The following is an 18,871-nucleotide window of genomic DNA, read 5'->3' as shown; positions in this document are numbered from 1 at the left end:
CGCCTCCCGCAAGGACTTCGCCCGTGAGAACCGCCCTCGTCATCGGTACCGGACTGATCGGCACCTCGGCCGCCCTCGCCCTCGCCGGCCGTGGCGTCCACGTCCACCTCGTGGACCACGACCCGGCCCAGGCGGAGACGGCCGCGGCCCTCGGCGCCGGCACCGACCGGGCCCCGGAGGGCCCGGTGGACCTCGCCATAGTCGCCGTGCCGCCCGCGCACGTCGCGGCCACCCTCGCCGAGGCCATACGCGGCGGCGCCGCCCGCGGCTACCTCGACGTGGCCAGCGTCAAGGGCGGCCCGCGCCGCGAGCTGGAGGCCCTCGGCGTCGACCTCACCACCTACCTGGGCACGCACCCGATGGCCGGCCGGGAGCGCTCCGGCCCGCTGGCGGCCACCGCCGACCTCTTCGAGGGCCGCCCCTGGGTGCTCACCCCCACCCGCGACACCGACACCGAGGTCCTCAACCTGGCCCTCGAGCTCGTCGCCCTGTGCCGCGCCGTCCCCGTCGTCATGGACGCGGACGCCCACGACCGGGCCGTCGCCCTCGTCTCGCACACCCCGCAGCTGGTCTCCAGCATGGTCGCGGCCCGCCTCCGGGACGCCGACGAGACGGCCGTACGGCTGTGCGGCCAGGGCATCCGCGACGTCACCCGGATCGCCGCCTCCGACCCCCGGATGTGGATAGACATCCTCTCCGCCAACCCCGGACCGGTCGCCGACGTCCTCGCCGCCGTCGCCGCCGACCTGGAGGGGACCGTACGCGCCCTGCGCGCCCTGGACTCCGGCGACGCGGACCGGCGCGAGGACGGCGCCGCCGGCATCGAGGACGTGCTGCGCCGCGGCAACGCGGGCCGCGTCCGGGTGCCAGGCAAGCACGGCTCCGCGCCCACCGTGTACGAGACGGTCACGGTCCTGATCGGCGACCAGCCGGGCGAGCTCGCCCGGATCTTCGCGGACGCGGGCCGGGCCGGGGTCAACATCGAGGACGTGCGCATCGAGCACGCCGCCGGCCAGCAGGCCGGTCACATCCAGCTGATGGTCGAGCCCTCGGCGGTGCCGGCCCTGATCGAGACCCTCCAGGAGCGGGGCTGGTCGCTCCGGCAGTGAGCCCGGCCGGCGGTCGCCGCCGGGGCCCGTGGGGCCCCACGGCGGCCGTCCTCTCCCGTCCCCGGCGAGAGGACGGGTGGCGAGCCAGTAACCTTGTCCGAAGGCCCCAGCGGGCCCCACCGAGCCCGGATCGCCGGAATCTCCCCCGCCACGTGCACTAGGAAGGTGTCAGACACCGTGGGCAACGCCGCCAACGCCGCCAATGCCACAACCGCCGCCCGGACCGCTCCGGCAGCGGTCATCGTCGGCATCGACGGACCTTCCGGCACCGGCAAGTCCAGCACGTCCAAGGCCGTCGCCGTCAAGCTCGGCCTGCGCTACCTGGACACCGGCGCCCAGTACCGGGCGATCACCTGGTGGATGCTGAGCAACGGCATCGACGTGAACGACGCCGAGGCCGTGGCCGACGCCGCCGGCAAGCCGGAGATCGTCTCGGGCACGGACCCGGCCGCGCCGACCATCACGGTCGACGGCGCCGACGCCGCCGCGCCCATCCGCACCCAGGAGGTCACCTCCGCGGTCAGCGCCGTCAGCGCCGTGCCGGAGGTGCGGACCCGGCTGACCGAGCTCCAGCGCGCCATCGCCGCCGAGGCCCCGGACGGCATCGTGGTCGAGGGCCGTGACATCGGCACCACCGTCCTGCCGGACGCCGACCTCAAGATCTTCCTGACCGCTTCGGCCGAGGCCCGCGCGGCCCGCCGCAGCGGTGAGCTGAAGGGCAAGGAGGCCACCGACCTGGCCGCCACCCAGGCCGCGCTGGTCCGCCGCGACGCCGCCGACTCCGGCCGCAAGACCTCCCCGCTGGCCAAGGCCGGCGACGCGGTCGAGGTCGACACCACCGAGCTCACCCTCGACCAGGTCATCGAGTGTGTCGTGACCTTGATCGAAGAGCGGCGGAGTGCGGCCAAGGACGCGGAGAAGCGGTCGGCGTGAGCGCCTCCGCGTCCGGCGCCGCCGTGGGGCGGCGGATCGGCATCGGCCTGATGTACGGGCTGTGGAAGCCGCGCGTGCTGGGCTCCTGGCGGGTGCCCGCCGCCGGGCCCGTCATCCTCGCGGTCAACCACTCCCACAATCTGGACGGCCCGATGCTGATGGGCACCGCGCCCCGGCCGGTGCACTTCCTGATCAAGAAGGAGGCGTTCGTCGGTCCGCTGGACCCGTTCCTGCGCGGGATCGGCCAGCTGAAGGTGGACCGCACGGGCGCCGACCGCACCGCGATCACCGGCGCGCTGGACGTCCTGGCCGACGGCGGCGTCCTGGGGATCTTCCCCGAGGGCACCCGGGGCGAGGGCGACTTCGCCTCGCTGCGCGCGGGGCTCGCCTATTTCGCCGTACGGTCGGGTGCGCCGATCGTGCCGGTGGCCGTGCTCGGCAGCGCCGAGCGGCGGGGCCGGGCGATATCCGCCCTGCCCCCGCTGCGCAGCAGGGTCGACGTGGTCTTCGGGGACGCGTTCGCGGCCGGCGACGGCAGCGGGCGGCGGACGCGCACGGCGCTGGACGAGGCGACCGTGCGGATCCAGGGCCGGCTCGCCGCGCACCTGACGGACGCCAAGCGGCTGACCGGCCGCTGACAGAGACTTGAGTAGTGGGCCGCGTAGGAGCGGCCCGCCGATGACGAAGAACGAGGAACGGACTTCATGAACGACCAGATCCACTCCGGCGACGAGCACGGTGAGCTTGGCGACGCCGAGTACGCGGAGTTCATGGAGCTCGCGGCGCAGGAGGGCTTCGACGCCGAGGAGATCGCCGGCGCGCTCGACGAGGCCGGGCACGGCCCGCTGCCCCGCCTCGCCGTCGTCGGCCGCCCCAACGTCGGCAAGTCGACCCTGGTGAACCGCATCATCGGCCGCCGCGAGGCGGTCGTCCAGGACAAGCCGGGCGTCACCCGTGACCGCGTCACCTACGAGGCCGAGTGGGCCGGCCGCCGCTTCAAGGTCGTCGACACCGGCGGCTGGGAGCAGGACGTCCTCGGCCTCGACGCCTCCGTCGCCGCCCAGGCCGAGTACGCCATCGAGGCGTCCGACGCGGTCGTCTTCGTCGTGGACGCCACCGTCGGCGCCACCGACACCGACGAGGCCGTCGTCAAGCTGCTGCGCCGGTCCGGCAAGCCCGTCGTGCTCTGCGCCAACAAGGTCGACGGCCAGTCCGGCGAGGCCGACGCCGCCGCCCTGTGGTCGCTGGGCCTCGGCGAGCCGCACCCCATCTCGGCCCTGCACGGCCGTGGCACCGGTGACATGCTCGACGCCGTGCTCGAGGCGCTGCCCGACGCCCCCGCCCAGACCTTCGGCGCCGCCGGCGCCGGCGGCCCCCGCCGCATCGCCCTGATCGGCCGCCCGAACGTCGGCAAGTCCTCGCTGCTCAACAAGGTGGCGAACGAGGAGCGCGTCGTCGTCAACGAGCTGGCCGGCACCACCCGCGACCCGGTCGACGAGCTGATCGAGCTCGGCGGCGTGACCTGGAAGTTCATCGACACCGCGGGCATCCGCCGCCGGGTCCACCTCCAGGAGGGCGCGGACTACTACGCCTCGCTGCGCACCGCCGCCGCCGTGGAGAAGGCCGAGGTCGCGGTCATCCTGATCGACTCCAGCGAGTCGATCAGCGTCCAGGACCAGCGGATCATCACCATGGCCGTCGACGCCGGCCGCGCCATCGTCCTGGCGATGAACAAGTGGGACACGCTCGACGAGGAGCGCCGCTACTACCTGGAGCGCGAGATCGAGACCGAGCTCGGTCAGATCGCGTGGGCGCCCCGCGTCAACGTCTCCGCGCGCACCGGCCGCCACATGGAGAAGCTGGTCCCGGCGATCGAGACGGCCCTGGCGGGCTGGGAGACCCGGGTGCCCACCGGCCGGCTGAACGCCTTCCTCGGTGAGATCGTCGCCTCCCACCCGCACCCGATCCGCGGCGGCAAGCAGCCGCGCATCCTCTTCGGCACCCAGGCGGGCACCAAGCCGCCGCGGTTCGTGCTGTTCGCCTCGGGCTTCCTGGAGGCGGGCTACCGGCGCTTCGTCGAGCGCCGCCTGCGCGAGGAGTTCGGCTTCGAGGGCACGCCCATCCACATCTCGGTGCGGGTGCGCGAGAAGCGCGGGCGCAAGAAGTAATCCGGCGGCCGGCCGGAAGGCGAGGGCCCGGCCCGGGGACAACGGGGCCCGGGCCCCGACGGCCGGGCCCGGGTTCGTCCGGCCCGAGCTGTCCGGGGCCGGAAAGAGCGGTTCAGAAGCCGCGCATACGGCCGTCGCGCGGAGCGGGCGGCAGCGCGGCGGGCATGTGCCCGCCGCGCTGCCGCCCGTAGTACATGTCCCAGCCGCCCGGGTGGCCGGGCGGACCCGGATAACCCTGCTGGCCGCCGAGCTGCCCGGCATAGCCCTGCCCGCCGTACGGGGACCAGCCGCCGACGAGCTGGGTGCCGAAGCCCACGAACCTCAGATCCTCCTCGCCCGAGCGGTCGAAGGGGAGGGCCCGGAACGAGCGGCGGTACTCGGCGTAGAGCGCATCGTAGATCGGGGTGACCGAGGTGGGGTGGCTCTGCGGGGCGGCATCGCGGGATGGGCGCATACCGGGAATGTGATTCGGGTACGGGATCCGGGAGGCAGGCTCGTATGAGTGCACATATGAGCCAACGAGCCCGTGCCCCGTGGGATGCGGCCACGGGCGCGAATGGCCCGCCGGCACGTAGGGGAACGGCTGCCCGGCGCCGGTCACGTGCCCGCGAGCGGCATGGTGGCGGCGACCAGCTGACCCCGGGACGCGGCGCGGTCGAGGGCCTCCCGCAGCAGGTCCTCGCGCGGCTGCTGCCCGATGGTGCCGACCGGCGCCGCGAGCACCAGCACCCGCTTCGTCTTGTTCACGGCCGCCCGCCAGTCGTCGGCGACCTGCATCGCCTGGTGCGCCTGCCACCACGCGCTGGCCTTGGCGCCGGGCACGGCCGGCTGGAGGATCGCGTGCAGCTTCCCCATGGCCACCAGCACCGACCAGCCCGGGTTGGGCTCCGGCACCTCCTCGACGGAGGCCACCGGCGCGAAGCCCTGCTCGATCAGGAGCGGCAGGAAGACGTCGACCGGACCGGTGGTGCCCGGGCGGGCGATCGGGCCGAGCGGCTCCACGACGAGCGCCGGGATCAGCTCGTCCTTGATCAGGACCAGCCCGCTGGTCACCCCCAGCTCCGCCTGGACGGGGCCGTCCGCGGCGGGCGGCGCCTGCGGGGCCGCCGCGGCGGCGGGCGCGCCGCCCTGCTCACCGGTGATGGACCGGACGGCACCCTGGAGCTGCTCCTCCGAGACCGGGACGACCTGGGAGGGGATGCAGGCGGCGTGGGCGAAGGCCAGCACGGCCGTCTCCTCGCCGACGAAGAGCACGGTGCTGGTGCGCTCCCGCTCGGTGTTCCCGGGGGTGCGGCAGGAGGTGCAGTCGTAACTGCCCGGGGCGTTCTCGCCGCCGAGCAGTCGCTCGGCCTCTTCGTCGCCGATCTCGGCGCGGACGTCGTCGCTGACGTCGAGCATGCGCGGCACGGTGGCTCCTAGAACTCGGTGCGTGTGGCGCCGGGCGTCTCCCGGCTCGTATGGAAGACAACGGGTGATCCACGGCCGGGGTCACGCCCCGGCGGCGGGAGCGGCCGGGAACAGCCGGTGGGCGCGGAAAGTTCCCCGGTCCGCCACCGGTTCCCCGCCCGCCGGGCAACGAGTTGGTGATCACGGCCAACCTCCTGGCCCCCGCAACGGTCTAATCTCTCGGTAGGCGGGCTGCATGGAATGTCCGCGGCGGACGGCTGGGGACGAATGCACATCTCATTCCTGATTCACAACGCGTACGGCATCGGCGGGACGATCCGCACCACGTACAACCTCGCCGGGACCCTGGCGGAGCACCACGACGTGGAGATCGTCTCCGTCTTCCGGCACCGCGAGGAGCCGGTCTTCGCACCGGCCGCGAAGGTGCGCCTGCGCCACCTCGTGGACCTGCGCAAGGGCACCCCCGGCTACGAGGGCGACGACCCGGAGTACGAGCGCCCGGCCACGGTCTTCCCGCGCACCGAGGGGCGGTACAAGCAGTACAGCGCCCTGACCGACCGGCGGATCGCCGAGCACCTGCGGAGCCTGGAGAGCGACGTCGTGGTCGGCACCCGGCCCGGCCTCAACGTGCACATCGCCCAGCAGGCCCGCCGGGGCGTCGCCCGCGTCGGCCAGGAGCACCTCACGCTGGCCACGCACTCCCCGCAGCTGAAGCTGACGCTGCGCACGCACTATCCCCGCCTGGACGCCGTCACCACCGTCACCGAGGCGGACGCCGCGACCTACCGCAAGCTGATGCGGCTGCCCGGCGTGCGGGTGGAGGCCGTGCCCAACAGCATCCCGGCGCCCGCCCTCGCGCCCGCGGACTCCACCGGCAAGTGGGTGATCGCCGCCGGCCGGCTCGCCCCCGCCAAGCGCTACGACCTGCTGATCCGCGCCTTCGAGAAGGTCGTCGCCGAGCGCCCCGACTGGCGGCTGCGGATCTACGGCGCCGGCGCCGAGCGCGCCAAGCTGCGCGCCCAGATCGACAAGCGCGGGCTGTACAACCACGTCTTCCTCATGGGCCCCGCCAACCCCCTGGACCCCGAGTGGGTCAAGGGCTCCATCGGCGCCGTCACCTCCAGCCTGGAGTCCTTCGGCATGACCATCGTCGAGGCGATGCGCTGCGGCCTCCCCGTGGTCTCCACCGACTGCCCGCACGGCCCCGGCGAGATCATCGACAACGGTGTCGACGGGCTGCTGGTGCCCACCGGCAAGGTCGACGCCGTCGCCGCCGGCCTGCTCAAGCTGATCAACGACGACGACCTGCGGCGGCGCATGGGCAAGGCGGCCCTGGAGAGCTCCGCGCGCTTCGACCCGGCCCACGTCGCCGGGCGCTACGAGTCGCTCTTCACCGACCTGACCTCCCGCGGCGGCCTGCGCGGCTCGCTGCACCGCACCCGGGGCGCCCTGCTCAGCAGCGCCTTCCGGACCACGGACCGGAGCCGGTCCGCCCTGCGGAAGGCACGCGCCGCATGAGCCCCGCCGCCGGTCCCGCCGGGAATCCCCCCGAGCACACCCCGTCAGATCCTTCCCATCCCGAGGAGCCCACCACCGTGTCTGCCCCTCCCCTCTTCGGCGCGGGGGACCCCAGCGCCGACTGCATCGCGGATTCCGCGGGCGGGCTCACCTTCGACCTCGACGCCCCCGGCCTCCCCGACACCACGGGTGACTGGTCCGCTGCGCTCGTCCTGCGCCGCCGGGGGAGCGAGGAGGAGGCCGAGGAGGTGCGGCTGCCGCTCGCGCCCGACGGGGACGGCCGGCTGCGCGCCGTGCTGCCCAGCACCGTCGCCCTCCCCGAGGGCCGCTGGGACGTCTACGCCGCCTCCGCCGACGCCGAGCCCCGGCGGCTGGTGCCCGGCCTCGCCGACCTCCGCTCGCTGGTCGACCGCAGACCCGGCCCCAGCACCTCCCCGCTGGCCGTGCGGATCCCCTACGCGACCAAGCACGGCAACCTCTCGCTCCGCAGCTGGCTCCGCGGCCCGCACGCCGAGGCCGGCGATCTCCTCCTCAGCGCCACCGGCCTCACCGGGCACGGCCGTCTCTACCGCGTCCAGGACCCCGCCGGCTGGCTCTCCGGCGCCGTGGTCGAGGCCCGGCTGCGCCGTGACCCCGAGGTCGTCCGCACCGCCCCGGTCACCGCCGCCGAGTCCGGCGCGGCCGACGGCACCGACGGCCAGGACTTCACCTTCACCCTGCGCTACGCGGAGCTGGCCGAGGAGTGGCACGGCGGCCTGGACGTCTGGGACCTGTGGCTGCGCACCGCCGACGGCACCGCCTCGGCCCGCGTCGCCCGCATCCTCGACGACATCGCCGACAAGAAGCAGATCTTCACCTACCCGGCGAAGGACGTCGACGCCGCCTACGCGCCCGCGCAAGCCGGTCCGTACTACACGGCGGACAACGACCTCTCGGTCCGCGTCGACGAGCGCCCGCCCGCCGCGCGCTGACCGCGGCACGCCCCACCGGTCAGGGGGCGGCCGGTTCGGGCCGCTCCGTGACCGGGGGCTCCGCCTCCTTCGCGACCTCCGGGTGGTGCAGGTCGAAGGCCGGGGACTCGGAGCGGATCCGGGGCAGCGTCACGAAGTTGTGCCGGGGCGGGGGGCACGACGTCGCCCACTCCAGCGAACGGCCGAAGCCCCAGGGGTCGTCGACCCCGACCGGCTTCCCGTACTTCGCGGTCTTCCAGACGTTGTAGAGGAACGGCAGCGTCGACAGGCCCAGCAGGAACGCCCCCATCGAGGACACCGTGTTCAGCGCCGTGAACCCGTCGGCCGCCAGATAGTCCGCGTACCGCCGGGGCATGCCCGCCACGCCCAGCCAGTGCTGGACGAGGAAGGTGGCGTGGAAGCCGACGAACAGGGTCCAGAAGTGGACCTTCGCCAGCCGCTCGTCCAGCATCTTGCCGGTGAACTTCGGCCACCAGAAGTAGAAGCCCGCGAACATCGCGAACACCACCGTGCCGAACACCACGTAGTGGAAGTGCGCCACCACGAAATAGCTGTCCGTGACCTGGAAGTCCAGCGGCGGCGAGGCCAGGATCACCCCGGTCAGCCCGCCGAACAGGAAGCTCACCAGGAAGCCGACCGCCCACAGCATCGGCCCCTCGAAGGACAGCGAGCCCTTCCACATCGTGCCGATCCAGTTGAAGAACTTCACCCCGGTCGGCACCGCGATCAGGAAGGACATGAAGGAGAAGAACGGCAGCAGCACCGCGCCCGTGGCGAACATGTGGTGGGCCCAGACCACCACCGACAGGGCCGTGATCGCCATCGTCGCGCCGATGAGCATCACATAGCCGAAGATCGGCTTCCGGGAGAACACCGGGATGATCTCCGTGACGATGCCGAAGAACGGCAGCGCGATGATGTAGACCTCCGGATGGCCGAAGAACCAGAACAGGTGCTGCCACAGCAGCGCCCCGCCGTTCTCCGAGGCGAAGACCTGGGAGCCGAACCGCCGGTCCGCCTCCAGGCAGAGCAGCGCCGCCGCCAGGACCGGGAACGCCATCAGGATGAGGATCGAGGTGAACAGCACGTTCCAGGTGAAGACCGGCATCCGGAACATCGTCATACCCGGCGCGCGCATCCCGATGATCGTGGTCAGGAAGTTCACCGCGCCGAGGATCGTGCCGAACCCGGACAGCGCCAGCCCCATGATCCATAGATCGGTGCCGATCCCCGGCGAGCGGACCATGCTGTTCAGCGGGGCGTAGCCGGTCCAGCCGAAGGTGGCGCCGCCCTGCGGCAGCAGCAGACCGCTCACCACGATCAGACCGCCGAAGAGATACAGCCAGTACGAGAACATGTTCAGCCGGGGGAACGCCACGTCCGGCGAACCGATCTGCAACGGCATGATCGCATTGGCGAAGCCCGCGAACGCCGGGGTCGCGAAGAGCAGCAGCATGATCGTGCCGTGTGCCGTGAACGCCTCGTTGAACCGCTCGTTGGTCAGCAGCTGGAGCCCCGGCCGGGCCAGCTCGGCACGCATCACCATCGCCAGCAGCCCGGCCACCAGGAAGAACGCGAACGAGGTGATCAGATAGAGATGGCCGATCTTCTTGTGGTCCGTGGTCGTCAGCCAGTCCACCAGGATCCGGCCGGGCCGCCGCTCCCGCGCCGGAGTGGCCGCCTGCGCGGTGTCCGTCCCCATCTGCGCTCCCTCGATGTCATCTTCGACGGGCTTTCGGGCTCACGCCATGATGCTCGCCACGGGGTCGGCGCGCGAGGGCGCCTCCGGTGTGTCCCGGGCGTGTCCCGGAGGGGACCGCGCCCGGATCCCGCCCGGCGCCGCCCCGGGAACGGGCGGCCGGCGGCCCGTCACTCGCGGGGCAGCAGGGGGCCCAGCGGCCCGAGGTCCACGTTGAGGTCCGCCGGCTCCAGTCCGTAACGCTCGCGCAGCTCCGCCATCCTGTCGGCCAGCAGCATCAGCGTCAGCCCGATCCGCTCCTCCTGATCCTCTGTCAGATCGCCCTGGTCCACGCGACGCAGCGCCTGGCGCTCCATCAGCTGCCGTAGCAGCTCCACGAGGGTGAGCACCAGCCGCATCAGGTCCCGCTCGACGGTGTCCCGGTCCAGCTCCACCCGGCGCGTCACGGCGCCCCTCCGTCCCGCCCGGGGCCGTCGCACGGCTCGCACGGCTCCCACGGCGCGGGCACGGTGCCGCCCACCGAGCCGAGGAGGGCGTGCAGGTCGATCCGTACGAGATCGACGTCGGCGATCCGCAGCGTGAGGTCACCGGCGATCACGACACCGCCCGCCAGCAGCCGGTCGAGGACGTCCAGCAGGGACAGCTCGCCCCGCCCGGCGGGCGGGCCCGTCACGGGCACGGATGTCACGGGGTCTCCCGGGGCGCGACGAAGGAGTACGGCGCCCAGGGCCCGGAGAGCTCCACCCGCAGCCCGTCCCGGCGGTCCGCGAACGCCCCGGCGGCGGACCGGAACGCCCGGGTGCGCTCGCGCCGCACCAGATAGGCGGCGTTGAGGAGGTTGCGGCCGGGCCGTCCGGAGAGCCGGGCGTCCCGCGGCGGGTGCAGCCTGGCCTCCTCGGCCAGGGTGAGCAGCGCGGCGTGGACGTGCGCGACCGCCTCCTCCGCGCGCAGCCGGTCCGCCTCGCGGGCCCGCCGCTCGGCGCCCCGCCGGGCGAGGTAGTCCCGGCCCGAGCCCCCGGAGCCCCGGGGGCGGGGCCCGTCCGCCGCTGGCCGGCCGGGGCCGGTCCAGACCTTGACGGCCCACTCGGCGCGGCCGTCCAGCCGGTCGAGGGTCGCGTCGAGCTCGGACCGCCCCGCCGCCAGCATCCGCCGCAGCCCGCGCTCGTCGCGGTAGACGGTCGCCAGCCGCAGCGGCAGCACACACGCGCGCGCCGCGGCCGCGTCGACCACCCGCTGATGGCCGCGCGCGACCCGTTCCAGCCAGCCGAGGTCCTCCAGCCGCTCCCGCAGCGGCGCCTGGTCGAACTCGGCCGCCGGGACGCTTCCCACCAGCACCACCAGCCCCTGCTGCCGTACGGCGCGCACGGGTTCGCGGGCCGCGCCCGCGACCCCGGGCAGCTCACCCTCGGGCAGGTCGGCGTCCCGGGCGACGGCGTACGCGTACAGCAGCGCGTCATCGGGGCCGCTCCCGGCGGCCGTGTCGCGGTCGGTCATCGTCACTCCTCCTGAGTCTCCTGCGCCGCCCGGATCTGCCGCGTCTCCTGTGAGCCCCGCGTCTCCTGCGAGCCCTGAGTCTCCTGTGACTCCAGTGCGGCGATACGGGCCTTGAGCCGCTCGTTCTCGGCGCCCAGGTCCCGCCGGCGGGTGCCGGGGGAGAGCGCGGGGTCGTGCTCCCACCAGTCGATGCCCATCTCCTTCGCCTTGTCGACGGAGACGACGACCAACCGCAGCTTGACCGTGAGGAGTTCGATGTCGAGCAGATTGATCCGGATGTCGCCCGCGATGACCACGCCCTTGTCGAGCACCCGCTCCAGGATGTCGGCGAGGTTGGCCGAGGCGCCGGGCGGTGGCGGCGGCGCGGGCAGCCGCCCCGCCGGGCCCGTCAGGGCGTCGTCCATCGCCGTACCTCCTCCAGGCGGTCGAGCAGCGCGTCCTCGCACCTGTCGAACTCCTCCTCGTCGATCAGCCCGGCCGCCAGCCGCTCCTCCAGCCGCCGGAGCTCCCCCTGGACGACCGCCGGGTCGTGGTACAGGCGCTCCGCCTCGGCCAGCACCTGACGCAGCACCCACCCGACGAAGGTCACGGGGTGACGAAGCTGTACGGGGGCAGCGGGCCGTGCACCTTGAGGTCCAGCTGCGGGTGGGACTTCTCCAGCCCGGCGGCCGTGGTGAGCAGCCGCTCGGCGGCGGGCCGGGTGAGCAGGAAGGAGAGGTTGACGAACCAGCCGGCGCTCTCCGGGCCGGGCCGGCACTCCTCGGCCAGCGGCCGCAGGCTGTCCTCCACCAGCGCCGCGTCCCGCACCTCGCGCTCGCGCACCCCGTGCGCCACCAGCTCGCCGAAGCGCAGCCGCTCCTCGTACGAGCCGCCGCCGGTGGCCCGGTTGGCCGCCGCCAGTGCGCGCAGCTCGGCGTTCCCGGCGAGGACGAGGTGCAGCACCACCTCTTCCCGGTGCACGGCCTTGACGTTGTACTCGACGCGGCCGGTGAGCCGGTCCAGCTGTTCCCGGTAGCGCTCGGCGTGCTCCGCGAGCACCGCGCGCACCTTCTCGTCGCTGTCGGAGACGCTGCCGAACCGCATGGGCAGCACGGTGGCCCACCGGCCCACCTCGGCCAGCACCCGCTGGTGCGCCAGCAGGTCGCGGCGCTTGGGCCGCAGCCGCTCGGGGCAGTCGCTGACCACGGCGGCCAGCCCGCCACCGCCGACGACGCGCACCGGGCGGGGCGGGTCGCCGACCCCGGTGAGCCCCTCGGGCAGCTCGTGCGGTTCCGGCGGGCCGGCCGGGTCCGCCCGCTCGTCGCGGGCGATGCCGTAGACGTAGGTGGTCACTCGCTCTCCTCCTTGTCCTTGCGGGAGCCGGTGGCGCGCCGGACACGGCTCTCACCCTTCTCGCGGGCCTGGCCCAGGGCGTCGGTGACGGTCTGCGCGGCACCGGACAGCGCGCCCTTGGCCTTGCCCCGGGCGCCGCTCTCGGTGACCTCGCCGACGAGGTCGGGCAGGCCGGGGCTGCGGTGCGGGCCGGCCTCCAGGTCCAGGCGATTGCACGCCTCGGCGAAGCGCAGATAGGTGTCCACGCTGGCCACCACGACCCGTATGTCGATCTTCAGGATCTCGATCCCGACCAAGGAGACGCGGACGAACGCGTCGATCACCAGGCCGCGGTCGAGGACGAGCTCCAGGACGTCGTACAGGCCGCTGGTGCCGCCCGCACCCCCGGACTGCCGCTCCGGGACAACGCTCATGTCGGACCTGTTCCTCTCGTGGGGACGGTCGTGGCGGTGGTCCGCTCCGGGCAGGGGGCGCGCCTCAGCGCCCGGCCCTCCCGCGCTCGTAGCGGCGCACGCGGCGGTAGCCGGTGAGCAGGCCGTCCGGGTCGAGGGTCACCTCGTAGAGCGCCACGATGCTCATGGTCTCGGGCACCCTGGTGACCTCCGTGACCTCGGCCTCCAGCACCCAGCCGGCGTCGGTCCGCTCGAAGCGGGAGACGCCCTCGGGGCACATGCCGGTCAGCTCGGTGAGCTGTTCGCGGGCCGCGCGCAGAAGTTCCACGGGCGTCGGCTCCCGCCCACCACTGTCGTTTTTATGGCTTTTTCCCGATGTTCCCGATGTATCTGATGTGTCTGTCATGGGATCCTCGGTGCCCCGGGTACCTCGGCGACGGCCCGTCAAACCCCGTGGATCCGGGTGGCAGATATCGGAATACTGCATTCCGAATTCCTCCGCCGCGAGGGAAGGGGAAGCGTGGCCCGTAAGGGCAGGCGGTCTTTCCGAGGCTTCCGGGACGCGAAGAAATTCCTGGGACGCCACGGGACTTTATGGAAGCCGATTTCCCGAAGCCCGGAATTTTCGGCGGTGATGATTCACGCGGCTTGCGCACGGGATAGCGGAAGGCCCGTACGGGTGAGCCGACCGGCGGTAAACCGGCACGGGTTTTCTGTGACAGAAGCGTGACCAGTGGCGGACCGGAAGCGGACGGAACCATGGGCCTGTCGGCGCTTCCACCGACGCGGGAGGCGGCCTACGGTGAGTCCCATGGCACCTCTACCGAACATCCCCGCCGAACCCGACGACGCCCCCGAGGGATACACCGGCCTCGACGCCGCCGAGGCGTCCCGGCGGGCGCGCGAGCGCGGCTGGGCGACCGTGCGCGCCCTCGCCCCCGGCACGGTCGTCACCATGGAGTACCAGGTGGGCCGGCTGAACTTCGAGGTCGAGAACGGCACCGTGCGGCGCTGCTGGAAGGGGTGACCGGCCGTAAGAACGGGAGCGGCGGCCCCGGAACCCCTCCTCGAAGGGGTCCCGGGGCCGCCGTGCGCCCGCGCGGGGGAGTGCGTACCACCCGCGCGGGCCGTGAGGTCCCTGGCCGGCCTCAGCCGCCGACGGTCCGGCCGCGGCCCGTGGCGGGGCCGAGCGGCGAGCTGCGCGGCGTGCGGTCGGAGTGCGGCGGCCGGCGGCTGCCGGTCGGGGTGACCGGGGTGCGCTCGGAGCGCGCCGTGTGCGGCCGGGCCGGCAGGTGCGGCCGCCCCTCGGGCACCCTCGGGCCGCTCGCCGAACGGCCGCCGACGCCCACGGGCTCGCGGGCGGCGGGCCGCTGGTCGTCGGCCGGGCCGCGCGGCGCGCCGATGGCGGCGAGCGGGGCGACCGCGGCGGGCACCAGCGTGGAGCGCTCCCGGAGGCGGTGCCAGCCGGCCAGCAGCCACGTCTCGGCGACGGCCATCGGTGCCTCGAACCACGGCAGGGCGAGCAGGACCAGCAGTCCGGCGCTCCAGCCGAGGGTCACATCGCTCATCCAGTGCGTGCCCAGGTAGACCGTGGTCATGCCGACGCCCAGGGCCAGCAGCGCGGCGATCACCGAGGCCACCCGGCGGGTTCTCGGCGTGGTGGCCAGATAGGCGAGGACGCCCCAGGTCACCACCGCGTTGGCGGTGTGACCGGAGGGGAATATGTCGCCGCCCGCGAACATCTCGTTGGAGCCGACGGAGGTGGCGTAGTGCGGACCGAGCCGGCCCATGCCGATCTTGGCGGCGCCGACGGTGGCGTTGAGCAGCAGCAGCGACGTGCCCAGCACCAGCAGCGGGCGCAGCGTCTTCTGCTTGTAGGTGCACCAGCCCAGCCACGCGGCCACGGCGACGGCGGTGGGGCCGCGCTGGCCGAGGACCACGAAGTAGTCGAGGAAGGTGTGGATCTCCGGCCACTGCTTGTACGGCCGGAAGAGCATGACCTGCCAGTCGAACCGCACCGGCCAGGACGTGGTGAGCACGCCGACCACGATCGCCAGATAGACCACGGAGGTCGCCACGAAGATCCCGAGGCGGGTACGGGTCATCCGCGGCCGCACGGGCTCGGTCGGGCGCTCCTCCGGTGGGACGAGCTCGTCTTTGGTACGCACTCAATCGACGTTACATTGCGTGACAGGAGGCTTCGGCCGATCGGGCCTGTTTGTGATGACGATGTGATGTGGAATGCGTCTCAAACATGACTTACAGCACGTTCGGAGAGGACCAACGTCCTTGTGCCGGGGGCGGAATGAAAAACGCCGTCGCATTGTGACGAACCGTGGGAACGGTTGATTCCGCGCGTTCCTTTCGTATTCCCCGTCACCGTTTATCGGCGATTGGCCGGGGCTTCGCCCGGAGTTCTCCGCGGGGAATTCCGACCCATCGGGCCGGGCCGACGGCCATCCTTCACCGGCGTGCCGTCGCCCGTGCCTTCACGCCCGGGATCACGGGCGGGAACACGTCCGGGATCACGGCGGGCCGGAGCCGTGCAGCCAGAACGCTCCGTAGACCGCCGACGCCAGCGCCAGCAGAGACACCGTCAGCACCGCCCGTACCGTCCGCAGCCGGGCCACGGCCGTCGCGAGCGGCAGCAGCAGGGGGAACGCCGGCATCATCAGCCGGGGCTTGGAACCGAAGTACCCCTTGGCCGTCAGGGCCAGCAGCAGCACCACGCCCCCGTACACCAGCAGCGGCAGCGGTTCACCGCGGCGCACCCCGGTCGCATACAGCCACACCACCAGGCCCACGCCGATCAGCAGCCCGAGGCCGGCGGGCCAGGCGGGGCCCGCCAGCCGCTCACCGATGAAGGAGGCGAAGGCCACCCCGCCGTCGAAGCCGTTGCCCCAGCCGCCCTGGACGTCGAGGTAGCCCGTCACCGAGCCGGTCCGCGCGCCGACCCAGGCGAAGTACGCCAGCCAGCCGAGCGGGGCGAGGGCCACGCCCAGCAGCATCCGGCCCGCCGACCGCCCGCCGCCGCGCCACCACACCACCGCCGCCGTGATCCACACGGCCGCGACGACGGCCGCCCCCACCGGCCGGGTCAGCCCGGCCAGCGCGGCCAGTGACCCCGCCCACACCCACCGGCCGGTGAGCACGCAGTAGACGCTCCACGCGGCCAGCGCCGTGAACAGCGACTCCGAGTACGCCATCGACTGCACGACACCGACCGGCAGCGCCGCCCACAGCGCCACCAGCGCCACGCCCGCGCGCCGGCCGTGCAGCCGGTCGCCGGTCAGGAAGATCGCCCAGGCCGCGGCGAGCGAGGCGACCGCGCTCACCAGGAGCCCGGCGTCGGCGGCCGAGAGCGGCAGGACCGCCGACAGCCCCCGCTCCAGCCACGGCAGCAGCGGGAAGAACGCCAGATCGGAGTGGACCTTCCCGCCGGGCAACTCCAGGGTGTAGCCGTAGCCCCGCTCGGCGATCCGGGAGTACCAGAGGGAGTCCCAGCGCGCCGACAGCAACTGGTGCGCGTCGCGGTCCGCCGCCCAGGCCCACACCGCGAGCACCACCAGCCCCAGCGCCCGCACTCCCGCGAACACCAGCAGCGCGGGCACCGCGCGGCGCAGCGCCCCGCGGGCTCCGGCGGCCCCGGGCACACCGCCCGCCCCGGCGCCCGTACCGGCGGGAGAAACGAGATCAGTCACCGATCAATTGTCCAGCATGCGCGTCACGCCCCCGGCCAGGGACGACGACGTGACGCGTGGCACGTATCCGTGGCCGGGACTCGCGTACTCTGTCGACTCACTCCCCTCGATACCCCCGGGTCCACAGTCCCCCAAGGCCCGCGGTCGGCGGCGAGCGCATGACACGGAGGTGTGTATGTCCGGGACGACCACGGCCGGCCCCCGACGGGCGGCGGGCGTCCCCCGGCAGCGGTCCCGGTACGGGCAGTGGCGTCAGCCGCGCCCGTCGTCCGGCCGCGGCGCCGGGGCCAACCGCTGGACCGTGCTCGTCGTCCTCTGCGTCAGCCTGCTCCTCGTCGCCGTCGACGCCACCGTCCTGCACGTCGCCGTCCCGGCAGTCACCGAGGACCTGCGGCCCGGGGCCATCCAGCTGCTGTGGATCGTCGACGTCTACCCCCTCGTCTGCGCCTCGCTCCTGATCCTCTTCGGCACCCTCGGCGACCGCGTCGGCCGCCGCCGGGTGCTGCTCCTGGGCTACGGGCTCTTCGGCGTGGCCTCCGCGCTCGCCGCGGTCGCGCCCACGCCCGAGGTGCTCATCGGGGCCCGCGCGCTGCTCGGCGTCGGCGGGGCGATGATCATGCCCGCGACGCTGTCGATCCTCCGGCAGGTCTTCCCCGACCGGCGGGAGCGGGCGCTGGCCGTCGGTGTGTGGAGCGCGGTCGCCGCCGTGGGCGCCGCCTGCGGGCCGCTGGTCGGCGGCTTCCTCCTCGAACACTTCTGGTGGGGCTCGGTCTTCCTCATCAACATCCCGCTGATGGCGGTCAGCCTGCCCGTCGGACGCTGGCTGCTGCCCGAGTCCACGGGTGACGGCGACGGTCCCTGGGACGTGCTCGGCGCGCTGATGGCCGCCTTCGGTCTCTTCGGCGTCGTCCTCGCGGTGAAGCGGCTGGGCGGCGGGGAACCGCCGCTGACCCTGGCGACGGTCGTGCCCGGCGCGGTCGGCGCCGCGCTCCTCGTCCTCTTCGTCGGCCGGCAGCGGCGGCGCGCGCACCCGCTCGTCGACCTCCGGATGTTCGCCCGGCCGGCCTTCGGGACGTCGGTGGGCTGCATAGTGCTGGCCATGCTGGCGCTGGTCGGCCTGGAGCTGATAGCCGCGCAGTACCTCCAGCTCGTGCTCGGCCTCACCCCGCTGGAGACCGGTCTGCGGCTGCTGCCGCTCACGCTCGCCGCGATGGCCGCGGGCCTGGTCGGCTCCCGGCTGCTCCAGCGGCTCGGCCCGCGCGCGATGGTCGCCCTCGGCTTCGTGCTGACCGCGGCGGCGGTCGCCTCGCTGACCGTGATGGGCACACAGGACCGCCCGACGGTGCTCGTGGGCGGCTTCGTCCTCCTCGGCTTCGGCCTGGAGACCACGCTCTTCGGGGCGTACGAGTCCATGCTCAGCGAGGCCCCCGCGGAGTCCGCCGGCGGGGCGGCGGCGATCGGCGAGACCTCGTACCAGCTCGGCGCGGGCATCGGCATCGCGCTGCTGGGCAGCGTCATGAACGCCACGTACGCGCCCGGTGTCGCAGGGGCGCCCGGGGTGCCGAGCGCCGAATCGGCCGCCGCGAGCCACTCCCTCGGCGAGGCTTACGAGGTCGCCTCCCGGCTCGGCGGGCCGGCGGGGGAGGCGCTGCGGGTGGCGGCGCGGGACGCGTTCGTCCACGGTCTGCACGTGACGCTGATGATCAGCGCGGGGCTGTTGCTGCTGGGGGCGGTGGCGGCGACACGGCTGCCGAAGACGATGGACTGCGGCGGGGGCGAACTCCAAGGCGGTGCCGATCGCGCGGCGGACACGGTGCCGGCGGTGCCGGCGGCCTCACCGATGGCGGTGGTTTCACCGGTGGCGTCGGAGGTTTCCGTGCCGGCCGAGCGGCCGGTGCCGGCCGAGCGTTCGGACTGAGCGCGGGGGCACTCCCCGCCCGGCCCCTCCCGTATCGGGACCGAGCGGCCACGGGCCCCTTGCCACGACGGCGCGGCGCCGGTCGGCTGTTCGCCGGGAGCCGGGAGCCGGGAGCCGGGAGCCGGGAGCCGGGAGCCGGGAGCCGGGAGCCGGGAGCCGGGAGCCGGGAGCCGGGAGCCGGGAGCCGGGAGCCGGGAGCCGGGAGCCGGGAGCCGGAGACCGGGTTGCC

At 73.7% G+C, this 18,871-nt stretch carries 21 protein-coding genes; 8 read left to right on the top strand and 13 right to left on the bottom strand.

Annotated elements, in window-relative coordinates:
* The first annotated feature begins 23 nt into the window (after positions 1-23).
* The 4 genes from LUZ64_RS10560 to der all read left to right on the top strand — a co-directional run bounded on the left by LUZ64_RS10560 (position 24) and on the right by der (position 4,210).
* The gene (locus LUZ64_RS10560; protein WP_095584407.1) at positions 24-1,109 is read left to right on the top strand and encodes a prephenate dehydrogenase; all 1,086 of its coding nucleotides are present in this window, start codon (positions 24-26) and stop codon (positions 1,107-1,109) included.
* A 165-nt stretch (positions 1,110-1,274) separates the two neighbouring features.
* Positions 1,275-2,042, top strand: coding sequence for a (d)CMP kinase (gene cmk, locus LUZ64_RS10555; protein WP_232390414.1), 768 nt, complete (start codon positions 1,275-1,277; stop codon positions 2,040-2,042).
* A gap of 50 nt (positions 2,043-2,092) precedes the next feature.
* On the top strand, positions 2,093-2,680 hold the full coding sequence (locus LUZ64_RS10550) for a lysophospholipid acyltransferase family protein (protein WP_232390421.1): 588 nt from the start codon (positions 2,093-2,095) through the stop codon (positions 2,678-2,680).
* A gap of 66 nt (positions 2,681-2,746) precedes the next feature.
* Positions 2,747-4,210, top strand: coding sequence for a ribosome biogenesis GTPase Der (gene der, locus LUZ64_RS10545; protein ID WP_095584404.1), 1,464 nt, complete (start codon positions 2,747-2,749; stop codon positions 4,208-4,210).
* Positions 4,211-4,322: 112 nt separating this feature from the next.
* On the opposite strand, the gene LUZ64_RS10540 is transcribed toward der, so the two are convergent.
* Together LUZ64_RS10540 and LUZ64_RS10535 are read right to left on the bottom strand one after the other, a co-directional pair.
* Positions 4,323-4,664 carry a hypothetical protein gene (locus LUZ64_RS10540; RefSeq protein WP_248288253.1) on the bottom strand — a complete coding sequence of 114 codons (342 nt, stop codon included), beginning with the start codon at positions 4,662-4,664 and terminating at the stop codon, positions 4,323-4,325.
* A 143-nt stretch (positions 4,665-4,807) separates the two neighbouring features.
* Positions 4,808-5,617, bottom strand: a complete 810-nt coding sequence (locus LUZ64_RS10535) for a DUF8842 C-terminal domain-containing protein (protein ID WP_211305155.1) — start codon at positions 5,615-5,617, stop codon at positions 4,808-4,810.
* A 267-nt stretch (positions 5,618-5,884) separates the two neighbouring features.
* Here LUZ64_RS10535 and LUZ64_RS10530 point away from each other — a divergent pair, with 267 nt between their 5' ends.
* Entirely contained in the window at positions 5,885-7,135 is a 1,251-nt protein-coding gene (locus LUZ64_RS10530; RefSeq protein ID WP_095584402.1) for a glycosyltransferase family 4 protein, read from the top strand.
* A gap of 77 nt (positions 7,136-7,212) precedes the next feature.
* Positions 7,213-8,106: a hypothetical protein gene (locus LUZ64_RS10525; protein ID WP_095584401.1), complete on the top strand. Its 894-nt coding sequence runs from the start codon at positions 7,213-7,215 to the stop codon at positions 8,104-8,106.
* Between the two features lie 19 nt (positions 8,107-8,125).
* On the opposite strand, the gene ctaD is transcribed toward LUZ64_RS10525, so the two are convergent.
* The 9 genes from ctaD to gvpO form a co-directional block, all read right to left on the bottom strand.
* On the bottom strand, positions 8,126-9,808 hold the full coding sequence (gene ctaD, locus LUZ64_RS10520) for an aa3-type cytochrome oxidase subunit I (RefSeq protein ID WP_095584400.1): 1,683 nt from the start codon (positions 9,806-9,808) through the stop codon (positions 8,126-8,128).
* Positions 9,809-9,975: 167 nt separating this feature from the next.
* On the bottom strand, positions 9,976-10,251 hold the full coding sequence (locus LUZ64_RS10515) for a gas vesicle protein K (protein WP_095584399.1): 276 nt from the start codon (positions 10,249-10,251) through the stop codon (positions 9,976-9,978).
* Positions 10,248-10,484, bottom strand: a complete 237-nt coding sequence (locus tag LUZ64_RS10510) for a gas vesicle protein (protein ID WP_095584412.1) — start codon at positions 10,482-10,484, stop codon at positions 10,248-10,250. Before LUZ64_RS10510 ends, LUZ64_RS10515 begins: the two co-directional genes overlap by 4 nt.
* A gap of 5 nt (positions 10,485-10,489) precedes the next feature.
* Entirely contained in the window at positions 10,490-11,299 is an 810-nt protein-coding gene (locus tag LUZ64_RS10505) for a GvpL/GvpF family gas vesicle protein (RefSeq protein WP_095584398.1), read from the bottom strand.
* 2 nt (positions 11,300-11,301) lie between these two features.
* Positions 11,302-11,703 (bottom strand): gas vesicle protein, encoded by a 402-nt coding sequence (locus LUZ64_RS10500; protein ID WP_095584397.1) that lies wholly within the window; start codon positions 11,701-11,703, stop codon positions 11,302-11,304.
* On the bottom strand, positions 11,688-11,888 hold the full coding sequence (locus LUZ64_RS10495; RefSeq protein ID WP_095584396.1) for a gas vesicle protein GvpG: 201 nt from the start codon (positions 11,886-11,888) through the stop codon (positions 11,688-11,690). The genes LUZ64_RS10500 and LUZ64_RS10495 overlap by 16 nt, the downstream gene beginning before the upstream one ends.
* Entirely contained in the window at positions 11,885-12,631 is a 747-nt protein-coding gene (locus tag LUZ64_RS10490) for a GvpL/GvpF family gas vesicle protein (RefSeq protein ID WP_095584395.1), read from the bottom strand. The genes LUZ64_RS10495 and LUZ64_RS10490 overlap by 4 nt, the downstream gene beginning before the upstream one ends.
* Positions 12,628-13,044: a gas vesicle structural protein GvpA gene (locus LUZ64_RS10485; protein ID WP_095584394.1), complete on the bottom strand. Its 417-nt coding sequence runs from the start codon at positions 13,042-13,044 to the stop codon at positions 12,628-12,630. The genes LUZ64_RS10490 and LUZ64_RS10485 overlap by 4 nt, the downstream gene beginning before the upstream one ends.
* A gap of 64 nt (positions 13,045-13,108) precedes the next feature.
* Positions 13,109-13,429, bottom strand: a complete 321-nt coding sequence (gvpO, locus tag LUZ64_RS10480; RefSeq protein WP_095584393.1) for a gas vesicle protein GvpO — start codon at positions 13,427-13,429, stop codon at positions 13,109-13,111.
* 405 nt (positions 13,430-13,834) lie between these two features.
* Here gvpO and LUZ64_RS10475 point away from each other — a divergent pair, with 405 nt between their 5' ends.
* Positions 13,835-14,050, top strand: coding sequence for an I78 family peptidase inhibitor (locus LUZ64_RS10475; protein WP_095584392.1), 216 nt, complete (start codon positions 13,835-13,837; stop codon positions 14,048-14,050).
* A gap of 121 nt (positions 14,051-14,171) precedes the next feature.
* On the opposite strand, the gene LUZ64_RS10470 is transcribed toward LUZ64_RS10475, so the two are convergent.
* Both LUZ64_RS10470 and LUZ64_RS10465 read right to left on the bottom strand, forming a co-directional pair.
* The gene (locus LUZ64_RS10470) at positions 14,172-15,191 is read right to left on the bottom strand and encodes a phosphatase PAP2 family protein (RefSeq protein ID WP_211305154.1); all 1,020 of its coding nucleotides are present in this window, start codon (positions 15,189-15,191) and stop codon (positions 14,172-14,174) included.
* 357 nt (positions 15,192-15,548) lie between these two features.
* The gene (locus tag LUZ64_RS10465; protein WP_107426698.1) at positions 15,549-16,724 is read right to left on the bottom strand and encodes a putative hexosyltransferase; all 1,176 of its coding nucleotides are present in this window, start codon (positions 16,722-16,724) and stop codon (positions 15,549-15,551) included.
* 175 nt (positions 16,725-16,899) lie between these two features.
* On the opposite strand from LUZ64_RS10465, the gene LUZ64_RS10460 reads away from it, so the two are divergent.
* The gene (locus LUZ64_RS10460; RefSeq protein WP_095584389.1) at positions 16,900-18,642 is read left to right on the top strand and encodes an MFS transporter; all 1,743 of its coding nucleotides are present in this window, start codon (positions 16,900-16,902) and stop codon (positions 18,640-18,642) included.
* Positions 18,643-18,871 lie beyond the last annotated feature (229 nt).

It is taken from the genome of Streptomyces albireticuli, assembly GCF_021228125.1.
In the GTDB taxonomy this organism is placed as follows: Bacteria; Actinomycetota; Actinomycetes; order Streptomycetales; family Streptomycetaceae; genus Streptomyces; species Streptomyces albireticuli.
The sequence above is the reverse complement of the archived record's forward strand: the minus strand, read 5'-3'. Positions and strand labels throughout refer to the sequence as shown.

Bases quoted from the DNA above. Each gene is read 5' to 3' on its own strand.
- LUZ64_RS10550 (WP_232390421.1), top strand. From the start codon at position 2,093: ATGTACGGGCTGTGGAAGCCGCGCGTGCTGGGCTCCTGGCGGGTGCCC.
- der (WP_095584404.1), top strand. From the start codon at position 2,747: ATGAACGACCAGATCCACTCCGGCGACGAGCACGGTGAGCTTGGCGAC.
- LUZ64_RS10540 (WP_248288253.1), bottom strand. From the start codon at position 4,664: ATGCGCCCATCCCGCGATGCCGCCCCGCAGAGCCACCCCACCTCGGTC.
- LUZ64_RS10530 (WP_095584402.1), top strand. From the start codon at position 5,885: ATGCACATCTCATTCCTGATTCACAACGCGTACGGCATCGGCGGGACG.
- ctaD (WP_095584400.1), bottom strand. From the start codon at position 9,808: ATGGGGACGGACACCGCGCAGGCGGCCACTCCGGCGCGGGAGCGGCGG.
- LUZ64_RS10505 (WP_095584398.1), bottom strand. From the start codon at position 11,299: ATGACCGACCGCGACACGGCCGCCGGGAGCGGCCCCGATGACGCGCTG.
- LUZ64_RS10500 (WP_095584397.1), bottom strand. From the start codon at position 11,703: ATGGACGACGCCCTGACGGGCCCGGCGGGGCGGCTGCCCGCGCCGCCG.
- LUZ64_RS10485 (WP_095584394.1), bottom strand. From the start codon at position 13,044: ATGAGCGTTGTCCCGGAGCGGCAGTCCGGGGGTGCGGGCGGCACCAGC.
- gvpO (WP_095584393.1), bottom strand. From the start codon at position 13,429: ATGACAGACACATCAGATACATCGGGAACATCGGGAAAAAGCCATAAA.
- LUZ64_RS10475 (WP_095584392.1), top strand. From the start codon at position 13,835: ATGGCACCTCTACCGAACATCCCCGCCGAACCCGACGACGCCCCCGAG.
- LUZ64_RS10460 (WP_095584389.1), top strand. From the start codon at position 16,900: ATGTCCGGGACGACCACGGCCGGCCCCCGACGGGCGGCGGGCGTCCCC.